The 19,182-nt window shown below is 65.5% G+C and carries 10 protein-coding genes; 2 read left to right on the top strand and 8 right to left on the bottom strand.

The window, feature by feature from the left end; translation table 11 throughout:
* The 8 genes from ABDW49_RS25810 to ABDW49_RS25775 all read right to left on the bottom strand — a co-directional run bounded on the left by ABDW49_RS25810 (position 1) and on the right by ABDW49_RS25775 (position 16,204).
* A complete protein-coding gene (locus tag ABDW49_RS25810) occupies positions 1 to 2,328 on the bottom strand; it encodes a GH92 family glycosyl hydrolase (protein WP_343616490.1) in 2,328 nt (775 codons plus the stop codon).
* Positions 2,325 to 3,833: a glycoside hydrolase family 125 protein gene (locus ABDW49_RS25805; protein WP_343616488.1), complete on the bottom strand. Its 1,509-nt coding sequence runs from the start codon at positions 3,831 to 3,833 to the stop codon at positions 2,325 to 2,327. Before ABDW49_RS25805 ends, ABDW49_RS25810 begins: the two co-directional genes overlap by 4 nt.
* Complete coding sequence (locus ABDW49_RS25800; protein WP_343616486.1) at positions 3,830 to 6,397, bottom strand: glycoside hydrolase family 3 C-terminal domain-containing protein; 2,568 nt, start codon at positions 6,395 to 6,397, stop codon at positions 3,830 to 3,832. Before ABDW49_RS25800 ends, ABDW49_RS25805 begins: the two co-directional genes overlap by 4 nt.
* The gene (locus ABDW49_RS25795) at positions 6,394 to 9,006 is read right to left on the bottom strand and encodes a glycoside hydrolase family 2 protein (RefSeq protein WP_343616485.1); all 2,613 of its coding nucleotides are present in this window, start codon (positions 9,004 to 9,006) and stop codon (positions 6,394 to 6,396) included. Before ABDW49_RS25795 ends, ABDW49_RS25800 begins: the two co-directional genes overlap by 4 nt.
* Positions 9,007 to 9,014: 8 nt before the next feature.
* The gene (locus ABDW49_RS25790) at positions 9,015 to 10,169 is read right to left on the bottom strand and encodes a family 20 glycosylhydrolase (RefSeq protein ID WP_343616484.1); all 1,155 of its coding nucleotides are present in this window, start codon (positions 10,167 to 10,169) and stop codon (positions 9,015 to 9,017) included.
* Positions 10,169 to 11,320, bottom strand: a complete 1,152-nt coding sequence (locus tag ABDW49_RS25785; RefSeq protein WP_343616482.1) for a beta-N-acetylhexosaminidase — start codon at positions 11,318 to 11,320, stop codon at positions 10,169 to 10,171. The genes ABDW49_RS25790 and ABDW49_RS25785 overlap by 1 nt, the downstream gene beginning before the upstream one ends.
* Positions 11,320 to 13,470: a glycoside hydrolase family 2 TIM barrel-domain containing protein gene (locus tag ABDW49_RS25780; RefSeq protein WP_343616480.1), complete on the bottom strand. Its 2,151-nt coding sequence runs from the start codon at positions 13,468 to 13,470 to the stop codon at positions 11,320 to 11,322. Before ABDW49_RS25780 ends, ABDW49_RS25785 begins: the two co-directional genes overlap by 1 nt.
* A gap of 67 nt (positions 13,471 to 13,537) precedes the next feature.
* Positions 13,538 to 16,204 (bottom strand): TonB-dependent receptor, encoded by a 2,667-nt coding sequence (locus tag ABDW49_RS25775; RefSeq protein WP_343616479.1) that lies wholly within the window; start codon positions 16,202 to 16,204, stop codon positions 13,538 to 13,540.
* Positions 16,205 to 16,995: 791 nt separating this feature from the next.
* Between ABDW49_RS25775 and ABDW49_RS25770 the strand changes: the two genes are divergently transcribed.
* Complete coding sequence (locus ABDW49_RS25770; RefSeq protein ID WP_343617400.1) at positions 16,996 to 18,045, top strand: SIS domain-containing protein; 1,050 nt, start codon at positions 16,996 to 16,998, stop codon at positions 18,043 to 18,045.
* Positions 18,042 to 19,169, top strand: a complete 1,128-nt coding sequence (gene nagA / locus ABDW49_RS25765; RefSeq protein ID WP_343616477.1) for an N-acetylglucosamine-6-phosphate deacetylase — start codon at positions 18,042 to 18,044, stop codon at positions 19,167 to 19,169. Before ABDW49_RS25770 ends, nagA begins: the two co-directional genes overlap by 4 nt.
* Positions 19,170 to 19,182 lie beyond the last annotated feature (13 nt).

Genomic DNA, 19,182 nt, shown 5'->3' with positions numbered 1-19,182 from the left:
TCACGCCGGGCTGCGACCGAAGGATGGGGGGCGGTCTTGGGCAGCGCTGGCGAAACCCTTGTTCGGCGTGGTGCTCATGCGGAACACCAGACGCCCGCCCTTGCGCAGTTCCTCATGGCTGATCCAGCCCTTGCTCCAGTTCTGGCCGCGCCATTCGACCGACTGGATATAGGGCGCGTCCGGCGCGTTCCCCTGCGCCTCGACCACCAGCCGCGCGGCATTGTCGCCCAGCTTCACCTCCACCCGGTCGAACAAGGGCGAGCCGAAGACATAGACCCCGCTGACCGGATCGACCGGATAGAAGCCCAAGGCGCTCAGCACGAACCAGGCGCTCATCTGCCCGCAATCGTCATTGCCGATCACGCCATCCGGGTCGGCCTTGTACATCTCGTGGCACAGGCGGCGGACCATCGCCTGCGTCTTCCACGGCTGTCCCGCATAGGCATAGAGATAGGCGACGTGATGGCTCGGCTCATTGCCATGGGCGTATTGGCCGACCAGACCGCTGATGTCGGGCGGGGCATTGGCGGGCAGCACCGAGGGCGCGCTGAACAGCCCGTCGAGCTGCGCGGCAAAGCGCTCCGCCCCGCCGAACAGGGCGATCAGGCCGTAGATATCGTGCTGGTTGAGGAAGGTTGCCTGCCAGCCGTTGCTCTCGGTAAAATCGCGCCATTGCGAGGAATGGCCCAGTGCGACCGGATCGTAAGGTTCGGCAAACAGCCCGTTGTCGAGCCGGGGTCGCATAAAGCCGCGCTGCGCATCGAAGAGATGCGCGTAATTCAGCGCACGCTTGCGCAGGGCCGACGCATCTTCATGCGCGCCGACCTTGTCCGCGATGACGGCCATGGCGTGGTCGTCATAGGCATATTCCAGCGTGCGGCTGACCGATTCAAAGATCTTGTCCGCCGGAATCCAGCCTCGGCTGTCGTAATAGTCGCGCCCAAGGCTGTTGTCCTGATCGGGGGCGGCGGGATCGAAGGCGCGCTTGCGGATGGCGGGCCAGGCTTGGGCATAGTCGCCGGGGATGCCCTTGATGATCGCCTCAGCCATCACCACCACCGCGTGCCAGCCGATCATGCAGCCGGTTTCCACCCCCTGCAGCGGCCAGACCGAGGGGCCAAAGCGGCTCTGCGTGGCCTGCCGGATCAGATCCTGCGTGAACTGGCGGGCCTTGTCGGGCGCGATCAGTGTGATCAGCGGGTGCAGCGCGCGATAGGTGTCCCATAGCGAATAGGAGCTGAAGGCGCTCTGGCCCTCGGGCGCCGTGTGGATCGCGCCATCCATGCCCATGTAGCGGCCATCGCTGTCGGTGAACTGGGTGGGCGCCAACAGGCTGTGATAGAGCGCGCTGGCCATGATCGCGCGCTGGTCGGGGCTGCCCCCTTCCACCCGCAGCATGCCCAGATGATCGTGCCAGCGCGCGGCGGCGGCGCGGCGATAGCGGTCGAAGTCCCAGCCATGGACTTCATCGGCCAGATTGGTCCGCGCGCCCTTGACGTCCACGCCCGAAATCCCGGTGCGCAGCACAATCGGCTGGCCCCCGGCATCGTCGAAGAACAGAGCCACTTTCAGGCGGTGACCGCTGACCTGGCTTTCACCCGCCGGGCGGTTGTCATCCCCGAAGAAGGCGATCCGGTCCGGCCTGCGCGAGAGTTGCAGCGCGAAATGGATCAGCCGCCCCTTGGCCCAGCGGAACACCTGCCGACTGCCGGTCAGCGTCTCGCCATCCCAGTTTAGAGAGGCCTTGTCGATCAGCACCGGCTCGCCGGGGGCTTCCTGCTTGCAATGGGCAAAGTCGATCAGGATATGCGCGGGGCCGGCAGGGAAGGTGTAGCGATGCAGGCCGGTACGCTCGGTGGTGGTCAGCTCGGCCAGCACGCCGCTTTCAAGCTGGACGCGGTAATAGCCGGGCTCGGCATGCTCGCCGGAAAAGCGCTGGCGATAGCCCGCATCGGGGTTGTCGAGCGGGCCGGGCTCCAGCTCCAGCTTGCCGCGCGTCGGCACCACCAGCACATCGAGCATGTCGCCAATGCCGGTGCCCGACAGATGCGTGTGCGAAAAGCCCATGATCGACGTGTCGTCACGGTGATAGCCCGAGCAGGCATCCCAGCGCTCATTGTCGGTGTCGGGGCTCAATTGCACCATGCCGAAAGGCAGCGTCGCGCCCGGATAGGTATGGCCATGGCCGCCCGTGCCGATGAACAGGTCGGGCTGCAGCGGGCCGCCCCCGCCGGGCAGAGCCGGCGTAGCGGCGCGCAAGGTGGAAGCCATGGTGGCGCCTGCCGCGGCGGCGCCCAGCAGATCGCGACGGCGCAGGGAGATCGTCATGCCTGTCCTTCAAGCTTTTGGGAAAGGAGCGTGGGGAAGCGCCGCGCCACATCGAGGATCAGCTCGCCAAACATGCTGTTGGCCCAGGCGAACCATGACCTTGTGAAGGTGCCCGGATTGTCCTGCTGGAAAGCCTCATGGATAAAGCCGGTGCCCGCGTGGGTGGCTTTCAGGGCGCGCAGCATCAGGCGGATTTCGGCGGGGCTGTCGCTGGTCAGCGCGCGGGTGATCATCGACATCGGCCAGATCATGCCAAGCCCGGCATGCGGGCCGCCGATCCCCTCATAGGCGCCCTTGAAGAAATAGGGATTGCGCGTGGACCAGCACAGGGCCTCCGTGCGGCGGAAGATCGCGTCGTTGCGCGGCACGGCGCCCAGATAGGCCAGAGAGGAAAGCCCCGGCACATTGGCATCGTCCATAAAGAAGCCATTGCCGAAACCATCGACCTCAAAGGCCCAGACCGGGCGTCCATCGGGCCCCGCCATGCGCCCGTAACGCAGCAGCGCCTTGTCGAGTTCGAGGGCAAGGTCCGAAGCCTCGCGCGCCAAGGCCGTGTCGCCGCGCGTCTCGGCGGCCACTTTGGCCAGCCCTTTCAGGGCGCTGGCGGCGAACAGGTTGGAGGGGATCAGAAAGGGGAAGGTGCAGGCATCGTCCGAAGGGCGGAACATCGAATGGATGAGCCCGACCTTGCGGCTGGCCGCGCCATAGCCGAACAGCATCAGCGTTTCGGTGGCATTCCCATCCGGACGGCGGAAGCTGTAGGGGCCATTGTCGTGCAGGCGCTGCTGTTCGCGCATGGTCCGCAATGTGGCGCGCGCGCCATCGGCCCAGAGCGCGTCGAAGGGGCGCTTGTCCCCCGTCGCCTGCCAATAGCCTGCCGCCAGACGCAGCGGCCAGCATAGCGAATCCAGCTCCCATTTGCGCTCGGCCACGCCGGGTTTCATGTCGGTCTGGTCGTGTAGCGACCATGAGAGATTGGTGCGCGCCTGCGGGTCCTGCATAAAGGCATTGGCGTAAGGGTCGATCAGCAGACAGCGTGCCTGCCGCGCGATCAGCCCGGTGAAAAGCGCCTGAAGCTGCGGATCACCTTTCGCCAGCGGCAGATAGGGCCAGACCTGGGCGCTGCTGTCACGCAGCCACAGGCAGGGGATATCGCCGGTGATGACGAAGGCATCGGGCTTGCCCTCTTCCGTCCCCATCCGCACGGTCGTGTCGAGCGTGTTCGGATAGCAATTGGCGAACATCCACGCCAGCTCGGGGTCGGCGATCTGCTTCGTCACCTCAAGAATGCGCGCCTCGACGGCAGGGCTGGTGAACTTGCGATCCCCCGGCGCCGGGCGGCGCGAATTGAGATCGGTCGTGCGCCCCGGCGCGGGCGTCGTGGGGATCGGTGTCGCCTGAGGCGTCGGAGGCGGTGCGGCAAAGGCCTGCGTCGCGCCTGACGCCATGGCACCCGCCATCAGCGTGGCGCCAGTTTTCAGCAGGGAGCGGCGATGAGTGATCATGGGGCAATCTCCGCCTCGGTCTGGACGGTGTAGTCGGCTTGCGCGCCCGGCCCGTCACCCGGCTGGCCCGCGCCGATCCACAGATGATACGCCCCGTGGCGCAGCTTGCGAAGGCCCGCGCGATCCACGGTGCTTTGCCCGCGTGCGTCGATGTCGAAGCGGACCTGCTGCGTCTCGCCGGGTTTCAGATGCACCCGCTGGAAGCCGACCAGACTGCGCTGCAGCACCGGATCGTTGAAAGAGCCGTCGCCAACCTGGGGCGCGGCCAGATAGGCCTGAACCACCTCATCGCCCTCACGCGTCCCGCTGTTGGTCACGGCAATGGTGGCGCTGACCGAGCGGTCGGCGGCGGGGGCGGAGAGCGCGGGCTGGCCATAGGTGAAGCTGGTGTAGCTCAGCCCATGGCCGAAGCCCCAGACCGGCTTGCCGGTGTAATAGCGATAGGTCCGCTCGCGCATGTTGTAATCAGCGAAGGCGGGCAGATCGCGGGTGCCAGCGTAAAAGGTGAGCGGCAGGCGCCCCGAGGGATTGGCCGCGCCCGACAGAACATCGGCCAGAGCGGTGCCGCCTGCCTCGCCGGGATACCACGCGGCCAGCACGGCATCGGCATGATCGCGTGCCCATGGCATGGCCACCGCGCCGCCTGACATCAGCACCAGCACCAGCGGCTTGCCGGTGGCGGCCACGGCTTCGAGCAATTTACGCTGGGGTTCGGGCAGTTCGATGGCGGTGCGGTCGCCGCCCGCAAAGCCGGGCACCTCGATTTGCAGCGCCTCGCCCTCGACGCTGGGGGAGAGGCCGATAAAGGCCACCACCGCATCGGCGTTCTGCGCGACGGCCACGGCCTGGTCGCGCTGGCTCTGGGCCGGGGCGATCCAGCGCAGGCCGATGCCGCCATCCTCGCCGGTGTGGCGGTATTCGATGCGCAACTGGTGCGGTTTTGTGTCGGCAAAGGTCAGATCGGTGGCGATGTTTTTGCCGTCGCCGCTGTCGGCGATGCGTTCCTCGCCATCGATCCAGAGGCGGACCGGATCATGGCCGCCGCAATCGAAGCAGCGCGGGATTTCGAGATGCAGACGGTAGTCCCCGGCGGCGGGCGGGGTGATCTGCCCCGTCCAGCGCACCGCGTAACCTTTCGCAGGCAGGCCCGGCGCGGGCGAGGCGCGATCCCAGTCGAAATCGACATGGCGATCCTGCCGCGTCAGGCGCGGCGTTCCGGAAAAGTCAGGCGTGGCGAAATACTCGCCCTTCAGGCCGGGCTTGCCATCGGCGGAGAGCGCATCCTCGGGGATGGTGACGGGCACGCCCTCGGCCACCGCAGAGCCCTGCGCATAGAGCACCTTGTCGGCGCCGAAGCGGGCGCGCAGGCCCTCCAGCGGGGTGACCGGGTGCGAGGCGGTGCCGTGGTAATTGGCCTCCAGCACATCGAGCGCATCGGCATTGGGGCCGATCACCGCGATCTTCGCGCCCACCGCCAGCGGCAGGCGGTTGCCCTTGTTCTGGAGCAGCACGATGCTCTTGCGCGCCGCCTCCAGCGCCAGGGCGCGATGCTCGGCCGTATCGACTTGCGACGGGGCGATGCGGCTCCAGGGGCTGGTCTGGCCGAAGGCGTCACCCAGCAAGGCGCGCGCGGCAAAGACGCGGGAAAGGGCGCTGTCCAGCACATCCTCACCCACAAGGCCGCGCTTCACGGCATCGGGCAGGGCGGCATAGGTGCGCCCGCAGTCCAGATCCGTCCCGGCCTTCAGCGCGGCGGCAGAACCAGCGGCATCGTCGGGCGTGTAGAAATGATAATGGGTGATGTTGCCGATGGCGTCGCAATCCGACACCGTCAGCCCGCCGAAGTTCCAGTACTGCCTCAGGCGCCTACCCATCAGATCGGGCGAGGCGCAGACCGGCACGCCATGCAGTGCATTGTAGGCGCACATCACCGAGAGCGCCTTGCCCTCGACCAGCGCGGTGCGGAAGGCGGCGGAATATGTTTCCTCCATATCACGCGGCGAGACCTCGACGGAGAAACTGTCGCGCCCGGCCTCGGGCCCGGAATGGACGGCCAGATGCTTGGGCGTGGCGATGACCTTGGGATGGGCCAGATCGGGGCCCTGCAGTCCTGTGACGAACCCTTTGGCCATATGGCCGGTAAGATAGGGGTCCTCGCCATAGGTTTCCTGCCCGCGCCCCCAGCGGGGATCGCGATAGATGTTGATGTTGGGCGACCAGATCGTCAGCCCCTGATAGCGCAGGCGGTCTCCGCCCTTGGGCAGGCCATTGTAGCGCGCCCGCGCCTCGGTCGAGATGACATCGCCGACCCTTTGCATCAGCGGCTGGTCCCATGTCGCGGCAAGGCCAATCGCTTGCGGGAAGACCGTGGCCACGCCATTGCGCGCCAGACCGTGGAGGCCCTCGTTCCAATAGTCATAGGCGGGCAGCTTGGCCTTGGGCAGCGCGGTGGCGCCGCTTTGAAGCTGGGCGGCTTTTTCCTCGACCGTCATATGGGCGATGGTCTGTTCGATGGCGGTCTGGGCTTGCGGGCTGAGCAGGGCCAGAAGCAGGCTGGGGGTCACAGGTGGGCCTCTCCGGCAAGGGTACGGATATGGAGATTGCGCTTGAGCAGCGCAGGCTTGGCGGCGGAGGTCACGGTGATTTCGCGCGTTTCGCCCGGCATCAGGTCGAAGGCATTGTCCGAAAGCGTCGCATCGATCATGCCGAAATCCACCCAGACGGCGCGGGCAAGGCGCGTGGCGTGGAGGATCAGGCTGCGGCCATCCTTGCTCCATGTGGCGCTCAGGCCGGGATCGGGCAGGGGCGTGTCCTTGGGCAGGGCCGGCTCGATCAGCGCGCGCGAGACGGTTTTGCCGCCCACCACCAGTTCGGCCAGAGCGATCTGAGCCTTGGCATCGCCCACGCCGAACAGGGCGGCATCACCGGGCTGAGCCACCAGCGTGCTGGACAGCGGCGGCAGGGTGACCTCATGCTCTTCGCGCTTGGGATTGCTGCCATCCGTGCCCATCACCGTCAGACGCCATGTTGCCTTGGTCGGCGTGGTGGCATCCGAAATCAGGCTGAGGCTGGTCTTGCCCCCGGCATGGGCGGCGGCCACGGCCAGCGGCGCATAGAAGCGTTTGGCGTGATATTGCAAAGCCTTGGGGCGGCCAGCGGAATCGATGCTGGACCATGAGATCGAGGGCCACACATCATTGAGCTGCCAATAGAGGCTGCCCATCGTGACCGGGCGGCAGGCGCGGTGATGCAGCGCGGCCAGTTCGATCCCCTCGGCCTGCATCACCTGGCTGAGATAGACGAACTCCGCCACATCGCGTGGCTTGGCATAGCGCTGACCGATGTAGTCGAGCAGGCGGTCGTTGCCCTCGCCCTTCAGGAATTTCTGATGGGCGCGCAGCACCGGGCTGTCGATGGCGAGCGGACCCTTTCCGGCAAATTCGCGGATCGTCTTCATATCGGGCATGGCTTCCAGACCATATTCCGACATGAAGCGCGGGCACGCATCGAGATAGCTCTCGACCGGCTTCTTGCCGCCCCACACGTCCCAGTAATGGCGGTCGCCATTGTGGTCCTGATCGGCCTTGTCCTCGTAATTGGCGCTGGGCGAGCCGGGCCAGTAGACGGCATCGGGATCGCCCTCTTCGGCGGCCTTGCGCAGCACGCCGTTGAACAGGATCGCCATGCCGACGGCCACCTTCTCCTGCTCATCGGGGCCGATGGCCTTGCGGAAGGTCTTGCGGTCATCCCAGCTGTCCCAGCCGGAGAGCACCTCATTGTTGCCCGACCACAGCACCAGCGAGGGATGCGATTGCAGGCGCGCGACCTGCTGCTCGGCCTCGATGCGGACATTCTCGCGATAGGCCGGATCGGGCGGGGTGACCGCACCGCCGAACATGAAATCTTGCCAGACCATCAGGCCCATCTCGTCGGCGGCCTCGTAGAAGGCGTCGTCGGGATAGATGCCGCCGCCCCAGACGCGCAGCATGTTCATGTTCGCATCGCGCGCGGCGCTCAGCAGCGAGCGGATTTTCGCGGGCGTGACGCGGGCCGGGAAGCTGTCGAAGGGGATGACGTTCGCGCCCTTGGCGAAGATCGGCACGCCATTGACGGCAATCGCGAAACCGCGTCCGTGATCGTCCTTGTCGCGCAAGAGGTCGATTTTGCGTAGGCCGATGCGGTGGGTGACAGTGCCGAGCGAGCCACTCGCGTCGCTTAACCCACCTGTCACCGTATAGAGCGGCTGCGCGCCATAGCCTGCGGGCCACCAGCGCTGCGGCTGGGCGATCTCCAGCGGCAGCGAGATATGGTTCACGCCCGCGACCAGATCGACGCGGCGCTCGAAGGGCATGGCGGCAGTGCCGTCCGGCGCGGCGATCGTGGCGCGCAGGGTGAAGGGCGCGGCCTGGTCGGCGTGAACCTCGAACGTGCCCATCAAGCGGGCCGAGGCATCGCCCAGCGCTTCCTGCGTGACGCGCATCGTATCGATCCGCGCGCTGTCCCAGGCCTGCAGATGCACCTTGCGCCATGGGCCGATGTTGACGATGCGCGGGCCCCAGTCCCAGCCGTAATGGTATTTGGGCTTGCGGATGTAGGGCGAGGTCTGCTTGCCTTCGGGTTCGTCGCCATAGATGGAATCATATTCGCCGGGCAGCGGATGGGCTTCCTTCAGTACCATCGGCTGCAGAGTCCTGATCGGCGAGGCGAAATGGATCTCCAGCATGTTCTCGCCGGGGTGCAGCACGTCCTTCACCGGCACCCGCCACTGGCGATGCGCATTGTCGGTGGAGAGGATGTCGCGGCCATTGAGCGTCACCCGCGCGAAAGTATCCAGCCCGTCCAGCACCAGATCGACATGGCCGCGCGCCAGCATCTCGGGCGTGGCGGTGATGGTGGTGCGGTATTGCCAGTCGGTCAGGCCCGCCCACTGGATCGCGCCCTCATTCTGGCCGAGGAAGGGATCGGGCACCTGACCCGTGGCGATCAGATCCTGCTGGACGCTGCCGGGCACATGGGCGGGAAGCCAGCCTGCCGCCTTGGGATGCGCCTTGGCCGCCGCTGCGTCCGCCGGGTCGATCCGCACGCTCCAGCCGCTGTCGAGCGGGGTGTCGGTGGGGGCCTGCGCCATGGCGCCGCTGCTGGCGCCCAGCAGCAGCAGGGCGATCAGTTTCATGGTGCGCTTCACTGGGCGGACTCCAGTTGCAGGCCGGCAACGGTGTAGTAAGGCCCATCATTGGGCGCGGTGAAGAGCATGCAGACATTCTGATCGCCCGCGCCCGCCGGCACCGTGCCGTTGAAGGTGAAGCGGTTGGGCGCGGTGGCCGGATCGGGCAGCGGGAAGGTGGCGATCACCTGGCCCTTGGGGCCCCCGCCGGGGATATCGCCCTCGCAGCCGCCGACGCGCATCACCAGCTCGCCATGGGGGCTGGTGTTGTAATGCCAGAGTTCCTTGGTCTTTTCGTAAGCCAGACCATAGTGGCGCGCCAGCCGCGCGACATCGACAGTGAACTTGCGCGGTGCGTCGGTGGGCACGGCGGGGGCCATGCTGCAATCGTCGAACAGATTGACGTTGAAGACCGGGCTGCCGTCGGGCGCTTCGGCGGTTAACGGGATGCGGTGGCCCAGCGCGCCCTTGGGGCAGGCGACCATCTGCGAGCTGCCCCAATGCAGCAGGCTGGCGGGCGAGGCATCGAAGGTGCGCGGCTTGGCGGTGGGCCGGTCGCCGTCGAAGGCTGCGGCCTTCAGCATCTGGCCCAAGCGGACCGTCACCGGCTCCTTGTAGAGCGGGGAGCGGGCAGTCGGTTCGCGCCCGTCGGTGGTGTAATGGATCTGGCCGAAGGCGCTCTGGCTGGCGATGGCCACGGTGCCCTGCTTGGCTGTCAGCAACTGGCTGCGCGGCACCTGCAGCGCGAAATCGACCGCGAAGGCGCTGTCGGCATCGTTGATGCCCTCGCGGGCATAGCGCAGGCGCTGGGGCTGCAGGCGGGTGAGGAAGCCCTGCCAGTCATGTTGCGCCGGGGCCGACCAGACCACTTCGGACAAGGCATCCAGACGCGGGAACATCACATGCTGCACTCCGCGCGGCGTGGTGAGATATTCCGAAAACGCCGTGATTTCCGCGCCCAGAATATGCCCCGCCTTGTCGGCAGCCAGCCCTTTGGGAAAGGGATCGTAAGCGTAGAGATCGGCCAGCGTCACCACGAAGAGGCGCCCGGCGGATTCATCGGCGCGGCGGCTCTGCACGCTGTCGAGATAGAGCGTGGGGGCCGGGGCCAGCACCACGTCGTGGTTCTGGTTGGCCGCCTCGACCGCGCCCTTGTCGCCGCGCCATGACATCACCGAGGCCGAGGGGGCAGGCCGCCCTCAAGGATCTCGTCCCAGCCGATCAGGCGGCGGCCATGGTCGGCCAGATAGGCGCCGAGCTGGTCGATCAGCCAGCTCTGCATGGCGTTTTCGCTGGAGATGCCCAGCGCTTTCATTTTCGCCTGCACCTCGGGCGAGCGCTGCCACTGGTCCTTGATCGCTTCATCGCCGCCCAGATGGATCATGGGCGAGGGGAAGATCGCCATCAGCTCATCGAGGACATTCTTGATGAAGGTGACCGAATGGTCGTTCACATTGAAAAGATAGGGGTTGATGCCCCAGTCATGGCTGACTTCGGGCCGGGCGCCCAGCACGCCGATCTCGGGATAGGCGGCCACGGCGGCCTGTGCATGGCCGGGCAGGTCGATCTCGGGCACGATGGTGACGCCGCGCTGGGCGGCATAGGCGACCAAGGCTTTCAACTCTTCCTGGGTGTAGAAGCCGCCGACCTTCTCGCCCGGCGCGCCGCCTGCCGAAGGGGGCGTGCGCCAGGCGCCGATGCGGGTGAGATCGGGATAGCGCTTGATTTCCACCCGCCAGCCCTGATCGTCGGTGAGATGAAGATGCAGCGTGTTGAGCTTATGCGCCGCCATCTGGTCGATGGTAGTCTGGATCGCGCTGATCGGCATGAAATGGCGCGCCGTATCCAGCATCACGCCGCGCCATTTGAAACGCGGCGCGTCGGCAATCTGCATCGCGGCAAGGCGGACCGGGGCGCCGATATGCGCATCGGGGCTGAGAAGCTGCGCCAGCGTCATCGCGGCATAGACCAGCCCGGCATCGCCCTTGGCGGCGAGGGTGACGCCCTTGGGTGTCACCTCCAGCCGATAGGCTTCATCGCCCGGCAGGCTGGCATCGCGGATGAGATGGATCACGCCCTTGGCGCCGGTGGCCAGCGTCAACCCGCGATCCTTGGCGACCTTCTCGATCAGCAGCTTTGCGGCGGTCTGAGCGCCACTGTCGCCCTCGGGCAGGGCGATGGCGGCGCCATTGGCGATGTTCAGCGTGCCCTGCTGGGGGGTGATCTGCGCGGGCATCGGGATCAGCGGCGGCAAGCTCGATGCCATGGCCGGGGCGCTGATCGTGGCGGCCAGAGCGATCGATAGCATGTGCAGGGCTTTCATCAGGACACCGCCTTGGCTTGATTTTGGGTAGGATCGGGCGGAAAGGGCGCGCTGCCCGCCTTGAAGGGAAGATAGTCGAAACGCTGCACCATGGCCGCCGCGCCCTGGGCATTGCGGACCTCGACCTGCACCTGCACCGGGCCATCGACACGCGGCCATGCGCCGGTCAGATCGAGGTGGTCCAGCCCGCCGGGGCCCAGCAGCGGCAGCGCGGCATCGCCCTGAGCCAGCAGGCTGCGGTCCTTGCCGATGGCCTGCCAGTGCAGGCGCAGATGGCTTAGCGGATAGGAGGGCAGGCTGCCCGCCGCATTGGCCACCAGCTTGACGGTAAAGCCGGAGGGCGCGCCATCGGCATAGGTCCATTGCACGCTGGCATGCAGGGGGCGGTTCACCTCTTCCCATGCGGCGAAGCTGGGGCGGCGCTGGCGGTCCTTGTCGACCAGACCGTGGTCGACATAGCCACCTTCTTCCGGCGCGAAGAGGTTCTTGTTCGAGCGATAATCCTGATAATCCCAGAAGATCGTGCCGCCCACAAAGGGGCGCGCGGCAAAGGCGGCCATCTGCTCACGCAGGTTCTGCGTGCGGTCGCGGTCGGCGCCGGCGCTGTCCGCCGAGAAAGGGCCGGGCCAGCCAAATTCGGAGATGACCAGCATCTTGTCGGGCCAGGTCTTGTCCATGGCCTCCAGCCATGGGCCCACGCCGCTGGCCGCGCCGCTCCATGTGCCGAAATAGGCGTTGGCCATGATAAAGTCCGCCGCCGCCAGTGCCGGAGTGCGCGGAGCGGCATGGGTCGAGACATCGGAATCGGCAAAAGTGACGAAGCGGCCCGGATCGATGCGGTTCAAATGCGCCTTCATCGCCGCGACATAGGCAGCCCCCTGCGGCGATGAGGAGTCGCATTCATTCATCACGCTCCAGGCCAGAATGCTGGGGTGATTGCCTGACTGCGCCACCACCTCGGCGGTCATGCGTTTCGCCAGATCCAGCAGGCGCGGATCGCCGAGTTGCTCGGCCTTCATCTGCCAGACCGGGATCTCGGGGATCAGCAGCATGCCCGCCCGGTCGGCGATGTCGAACACCGTTTCGGGCTGGGGGTAATGGATCGGGCGGGTCAGCGTGGTGTGCAGCTCGGCCAGATCGCGGTAGTCCTTCAGGATCGTGCCGCGTGTCTCGGCAGCGCCTTCCCACGGCGAGTCCTGATGGCGCGAGACGCCCGACAGGCGCACCGGCTGGCCATTCACATAGAGCTTGCGGTCGCGCAGGGTGATGGTGCGGAAACCGAGCGTGTCGCGCTTTTCATCCAGCATATGGCCGGTCTCATCGCTCAGGCTGGTGGTGACCTCATAGAGACGGCCATCGCCGATGTTCCAGAGCTGCGGATGCGGCACTGAAAGCGCTGCATCGACACTGCCGGACTGATGCGCGGGCAGGGTAATCTGCTGATGTGTCTCGCCAGCGGCTTGGCCATCGGGGTCGGTCAGCTTCGTGGTGATCGTAAACTTGCGGGGCTGCGCATCGACATTGTCGAGGCTGATATGCGTGCTGACAGTGCCCTTCTCCGCCGACAGTGTCTGGCTCAGCTTCTGGCCCCGGATCAGGCCGCCCTGGGCAATCCGCAGCGAGACATCGCGGGTGATCCCGCCGCCGCGCCACCAGTCATACCAGACATTGCCCGAGCCCTTCAGCCGCATCGCATAGCCGGGGATGGTGGCAAAGCCGGGGCGGTTGTCGGCCATCACCACGATGCGGTTGGCGCCCGCCTTCATCAGGCGCGAGACATCGAGGTCGAAGGCGGTGTGGCCGCCCTCATGCGCGCCGGCCTCCACGCCATTGACCCAGATCCGCGCCTTGTAGAACACCGCGCCGAAATGCAGTTCGAGATGCTGCCCGGCCAGCGCCTGAGGCAGCACCACCTCGCGTGAATACCAGCCGATCCCATCGGCATCGGCGCCGCGTGTCACATTCCAGCTATGGGGCAGATCGACGCTCTGGGCGCCCGGCGCATCGGCCTCAACCGGCGCCAGTGAGGCATCCTTGCCGGCGAAACGGAAATGCCAGCCCGCGTCCAGCGCGATGCTTTCGGCCCTGACGGCAGCGGAAGGCCAGCAGGCTGCGAGCAGCAGCAAAGTAGCCGGACGGAGGGTTTTCATGGCGCCCCGTTTCATAAATCTTGCAGGAAGAGAGGCGCCCGGCCGAAAACCGGGCGCCCTTTTGTCATCAGAAGGTGAACGACATCGAACCTGAGAAGGTGCGGCCGTTCTTGTAGAGAGCAGTCGGCGCGTCCTTCGTGCCGCTGTAGGAGTAGTAGGTCGAATCCAGCAGGTTCTGAGCGTTGAAGTTCAGCGTGAAGTGCTCATTGATCTTGTAGCTGGTCGAGAAGTCAAGCTGGTGATAGCCATCGGTGCTGTCCACCGAGTTCAAACGACCGATCCCGGTGAAATAATGGGTGCGGTAGTTCCAGCTCACCCGCGCCTGGAACGGCCCCTTCTCGAAATAGGGGATCACGTTGATCGTGTGGCGCGAGAGATAGGGCAGGTTCAGCACATCGCCCGCCGCATCGGTGCCCTTCTGGTCGGAGGCATAGGTGTAGTTGGTCTGGATGCCGAAACCGCCCCAGATCGGCGCCTGGAACGAGGCCGAAATACCGTTCACCACCGCATTGGACGCATTGATCGGCGAGCTGACCGAGTAAACGGCATTCTGGCCGGTCAGCGTGTTGAGCAACGTCTGGTTGTTGGTGGTCGTCACGATGTAGGACTGGATCTGGCGGCGGAAATACTCAAGCGAGAACAGCGCGCCAGGGCGGAAATACCACTCGGCCGAGGCCTCGAAGTTCCACGACTGATAGGGCTTGAGATCCGGGTTGCCGCCGCTGGCCGTGAACTGCGTGTCGTTGCGGCTGAAGGAACCGGCGAGCTGGGCATAGCGCGGACGGGCGATCACCTCGGCGATCGATCCGCGCAGCAGCACGTCGTCGCGCAGCTGATACGAGACGTTGAAGCCCGGCAGGAACTTCAGATAGTCGGTCGAATGGCGGGTTGGCGTGCCGACGGCCGCACCATTGGGGAACTCGGCATAGTCCGAAATGTCCTTGGTGTAGACCATGCGGTAGCCGACGTTGCCGCGCCACTTCTCATGCTCGAAATCGAGCTGGACATAGGCGGCGGCGTTCTTTTCCAGCACGCGGAAGGACGAGCCAAGATCCTTGCCGGTGTCCAGCAGATAGCCGTTGTTCAGCGCGTCGATCACGCCCTGCGAGGACAGGGTGGCGAACTGATTGGCATTGCCGCCGGCGCCCAGACCCGAGAACACACCAGCCGGGGTCAGCGTGGTCGAGAAGTTCGAGAGGCCGACCTGCGAGGTGTAGTAAACCTGCGAGCCATAGGCGTCGAGGCGGTTGACGTGGCTGGTGTATTTGGCGCCCAGACGGACCTTGCTGAACAGGGAATCCTCGACCGGGATCTCCGCGTCGAGCTGGCCATAGCCCTCGGCATCGGTGGTCATCGAGCGGCTGATGCCGCCGATCTGATAGCCGTTGATCGTCTGGCCATTGGCCAGCGTCACGGGCTTGGAGGTGTCGCCGCGGAAGAAGGCCGCCGGGTTGGTCGGATCGGTCGAATAGTTCACATTGGTCTGCGTGCCCGAATAGCTGAAGCTGTAGGGCATGTTGCTCTGCATGTTGAACAGATATTCGGGGTCGGTACCGCCCGAGGCCTTGCTCCAGCCGCCATTGCCGCTGATCGTCGCCTTGCCGACCTTCCACTTCCACGCCAGATTGGCGCTGTCATTGGTGACGGTGGACTTGCGGTAGTTCATGTCCAGCTCGGAGCTGGTCGAGGGCAGGGTGGTCGAACCGAAGCTGGCCGAGGTGACCAGGCCGTTCGAGACATTGGCCGACTGCAACTGGCCGGTGGCCCAGCCCGGATAGATGAACTCGGACTGGCTGAAGTTGTTGTAATTGGCCGTGATATGCATGCCGGTCAGCGACAGTTCCAGATTGCTGGAAGGCTTCCACTGCAGGCCGCCCTGGGCGCCGATACGCTCACGCGTCTGAACGAAATAGGCATGGTTGATGCCGACCGGGTAACGCGCCTTGTAGAGATCGGCCAGCGTGCCGCCGGTGACCACCGTGTTCGGGTTCTTCAGCGTGTAGCTGCCATCGGCGGCGGTGTTGAAGAAGTCCGAGCCCGAGCCATAGCCGAAATATTCGATGCCGGCGCGCGTCAGCGTCTGCTTGTCATAGGTGCCCGCCAGCAGGACGCCGAAGGTGTTGTCCTTGTTGTGCCAGCTATACAGCAGCGAGGCGCGAGGATTGGCCTTGCCCGAGCGGTCGTTGTAGGTCGCGCCCGCCGAGCCATTGATGGTGTTGGCCTTGAGGTCGAGCGGCTGACGGGTGCGCACGATCACGGTGCCGCCCAGGCTGCCCTCGTCGATGCGCGCTTCGGGCGACTTGTAGACCTCGATGCGCGAGACGATCTCGGGCGCCAGCAGCGTGTAGTTGAAGGTACGGCCCGAGACGTCGCCGGGGGCGCCGCCCCAGTCGGTCGAGGCGATCGAGTGGTCGTCGATCAGGATGCGGTTGAGCGCCGGATCGGTGCCCTGAATGGCCACCTTCTCACCCGCGCCGAACTGGTGGTCGACGCTGACGCCCGGAATATGGGCCAGCGATTCCGCCACGTTGCGGTCGGGGAACTTGCCGATGCCCTCGGCAGTAATCACGTCCACAACCGCGTTCGCGGCGCGCTTCACGCCGATCGAACTCTTGAGACTGGCGCGAATGCCGCTCACCACGATCTGATTGCTGTCTGTCGTTTCGGCGGCCTGGCTCTGGGCCTGTGCTGTTCCGGCGCATGCGATCAGGCCCAACAGGGCGCTGCTAACCATGAGTGCGGATTTACCATGTGTCATGCTCGAAAACCCCCTCGATCATCGGCAAAGCTGCCGGTTTCCCTCCCCGCAATGCAGCCATTCTGCATTTTTTGGTATGTAACCAATTGCGGATTCGTCCTGTAGAGCATGGTTACGCTACCACTCCAATAAGGCAATTCATATTTTTTAAAACACCGTGACTGTGTTGCATTTTTGCGGCATTTTGCAGGGGAATCCGGTGAGTGAGGCATCGTCAATGGGGAGAATGACGAGGGAAATCAGGATGCTGTGAGGATAAAGCGCGGCGGTGGATAAGGGGCTGTGGCCATCAGGCGTCGAGTTTTGGCCGACTCGAGCCCGGCATCGAGACGAAGTGCGGGGCTGGCACCTGTCTAAGAAGGTGAGAGATGTCTTTGTCGCGGTGGCAATACCAATACAGGCTTGATTCGACCGCCGTTTATAGATTGGAGGCATCGGGCGGAGAGGCTGGTGCTATTTAGGAGGCCAGGTTGGTGCGTCGCGGATGGCCTTCGCGCTTCACCCTGAAAACATAGGGGAGGGCGGGGGATTAGAGGCGTTTCTCCCGGTTCCCACATGTTGAGTGCCAGCCGGGTGGGTCGCGATTCTGCCGCAGTGTGGCTCGCTCTTACGAGGATAAAAAATACAAGTGCGGGTCATATTGCCAATTTTATAATACCAAAATATGATGACTGTCCGAGTGGCGTTCATGCCGGGATCATCCGGCATCGCGATCGACGACAAGATGGAAGGAATTGCCGGTGGCTTCTGGCCTTGATGTGTCCCTGATGGTCGCGCCCGACACCGGTGCGGGCGCCCCCTCGACCTTGATGCAGCGCGAAGCAGCGGAATGCGGGCAAGGGCTCGCCGCCTTTCTGGAGCGTAACCGCGCCACGCTGCGCGAGCTTGGCGCAAAATTGCGCGAATGGTCCCCCTCGATGGTGGTGACCTGCGCACGCGGCTCCTCCGACAATGCGGCCACCTATGGCAAATATCTGATCGAAACGCGGCTGGGTCTTCCGGTGTCCTCGGCGGCGCTGTCGGTCTCCTCGGTCTTCGAGGCGCCCCTGCGTGAGACCCGCGCCCTGTGCCTCGCCATCTCGCAATCGGGCCGCAGCCCGGACCTGCTGGCCACCGTCAGCCGCCACAAGGACAGCGGCGCGCTGGTCGTGGCGCTGGTCAATGACGAGACCTCGCCGCTGGCCGAGCTGGCCGATGTCGTCCTGCCGCTCAGCGTCGGGCCGGAGCTGTCGGTTGCGGCCACCAAATCCTGCCTGGTGTCGATGGCCGGGATTGCCGCGCTGGTGGCGAGCTGGGCGCAGGATGAGGAGCTGGACGCAGCGCTTCACGCGCTGCCCTCCGCGCTCGACCGCGCTTTTGCCGAGGACTGGCGTTCGGCGCTCGACGATCTGACCGATGCCACCAACCTCTTCGTGGTGGGGCGTGGTTTCGGTTTCGGCGTGGCTCAGGAAGCCGCGCTCAAGCTCAAGGAAACCTGCGCGCTGCATGCCGAGGCTTTCAGTGCCGCCGAAGTGCGCCATGGCCCGATGACGATCGTGGGCAAGGGCTTCCCGATCCTCGCCTTCGCCACCAGCGATACGGCGGGCGACAGCGTGCGCGGCGCGGCGGCGGAGTTCGCCGCGCGCGGGGCCTGCGTGCATCTGGCGGATCCTGCCGCGCGTGGAACGCAGGGCCTGCCCGCGCAGCCTGCCCATCCCGCGCTGGAGCCGCTGCTTCAGCTTGTCAGCTTCTACCGTTTTGCCAATGATCTGTCGCTGCGCCGGGGGCTCGACCCCGACAGCCCGCCGCATCTCGCCAAGGTGACCCGTACCCTATGACCCATCTTTCCTTCCGCAACGGTCAGGTGCTGACGCCGCAGGGCGCGCGCGACGGCGCCACGCTGCAGATCGCCCAGGGGCGCATCGCCGCGATCGGCGATGTGCAGGGCGATGCCTTCGACCTGCAGGGCGGCTGGCTGGTGCCGGGCTTTATCGACGTTCAGGTCAATGGCGGCGGCGGTGTGCTGTTCAACGATGACATCACGGTCGAGGGCATCCGTGCCATCGCCGATGCCCATCGTCCCTATGGCACCACCGGCCTGCTGCCCACGCTGATCAGCGACAGCCTCGAGCATGTCGCCATGGCGCTGGACGCTTGCGAGGCGGCCATCGAGGCGGGCGTGCCTGGCATTCTGGGCGTGCATATCGAGGGGCCTTTCCTCAATGCGCGCCGCAACGGCATTCACGACACCGCCTTCTTCCGCCGCATCGATGCCGAGGCCATCGCGCTGCTGACCCGCAAGCGCAAGGGCAAGGTGCTGCTGACTCTGGCGCCCGAACTCTGTGATCCGCAGGATATTGCGCAACTGGTGCAGGGCGGCGTGATCGTCTCGGCCGGGCACAGCGATGCCGATTACGATACGGTGATGACGGCGATCGGTGCGGGCCTCACCGGTTTCACCCATCTGTTCAATGCCATGTCGCCGCTGCATCACCGCAATCCGGGGATGGTCGGGGCCGCTTTCGATGCGCCCGAGACCTACACCGGGCTGATTGCCGATGGCGCTCATGTCCATCCCGCCGCCATGCGTCTGGTGCTGCGCGCTCACCCGCATGAACGCGTCGTGCTGGTGACCGACGCCATGCCCAGCGTGGGGGCGAAGGACAAGAATTTCGTCCTGCAGGGCAAGGCGATCCATGTCGAAAACGGCATCTGCCTCGATGATGCGGGCACGCTGGCCGGGTCGGATCTCGATATGGCGGGGGCGGTGCGCAATCTGGTGCGCATGGCGGGGGCCGATGTGGCCGATGCCTCGCTGATGGCCTCGGCCAGCCCCGCCGCTTTCCTTGGTCTCTGCGACCGTGGTAGCATCGCGCCGGGGCAGAGCGCGGATCTGGTCTGGCTCGACGCTGATCTGCAGCCGCGCGCCATCTGGCAGGACGGGCGGCTGACCGGGGGCTAACCCTCGGCGTTTA

Origin of the sequence: Novosphingobium sp. (assembly GCF_039595395.1) — a bacterium.
Classification (GTDB): Bacteria; Pseudomonadota; Alphaproteobacteria; order Sphingomonadales; family Sphingomonadaceae; genus Novosphingobium.
Note: the sequence above shows the minus strand (reverse complement) of the source record. Positions and strands in the feature narration are given on the sequence as shown.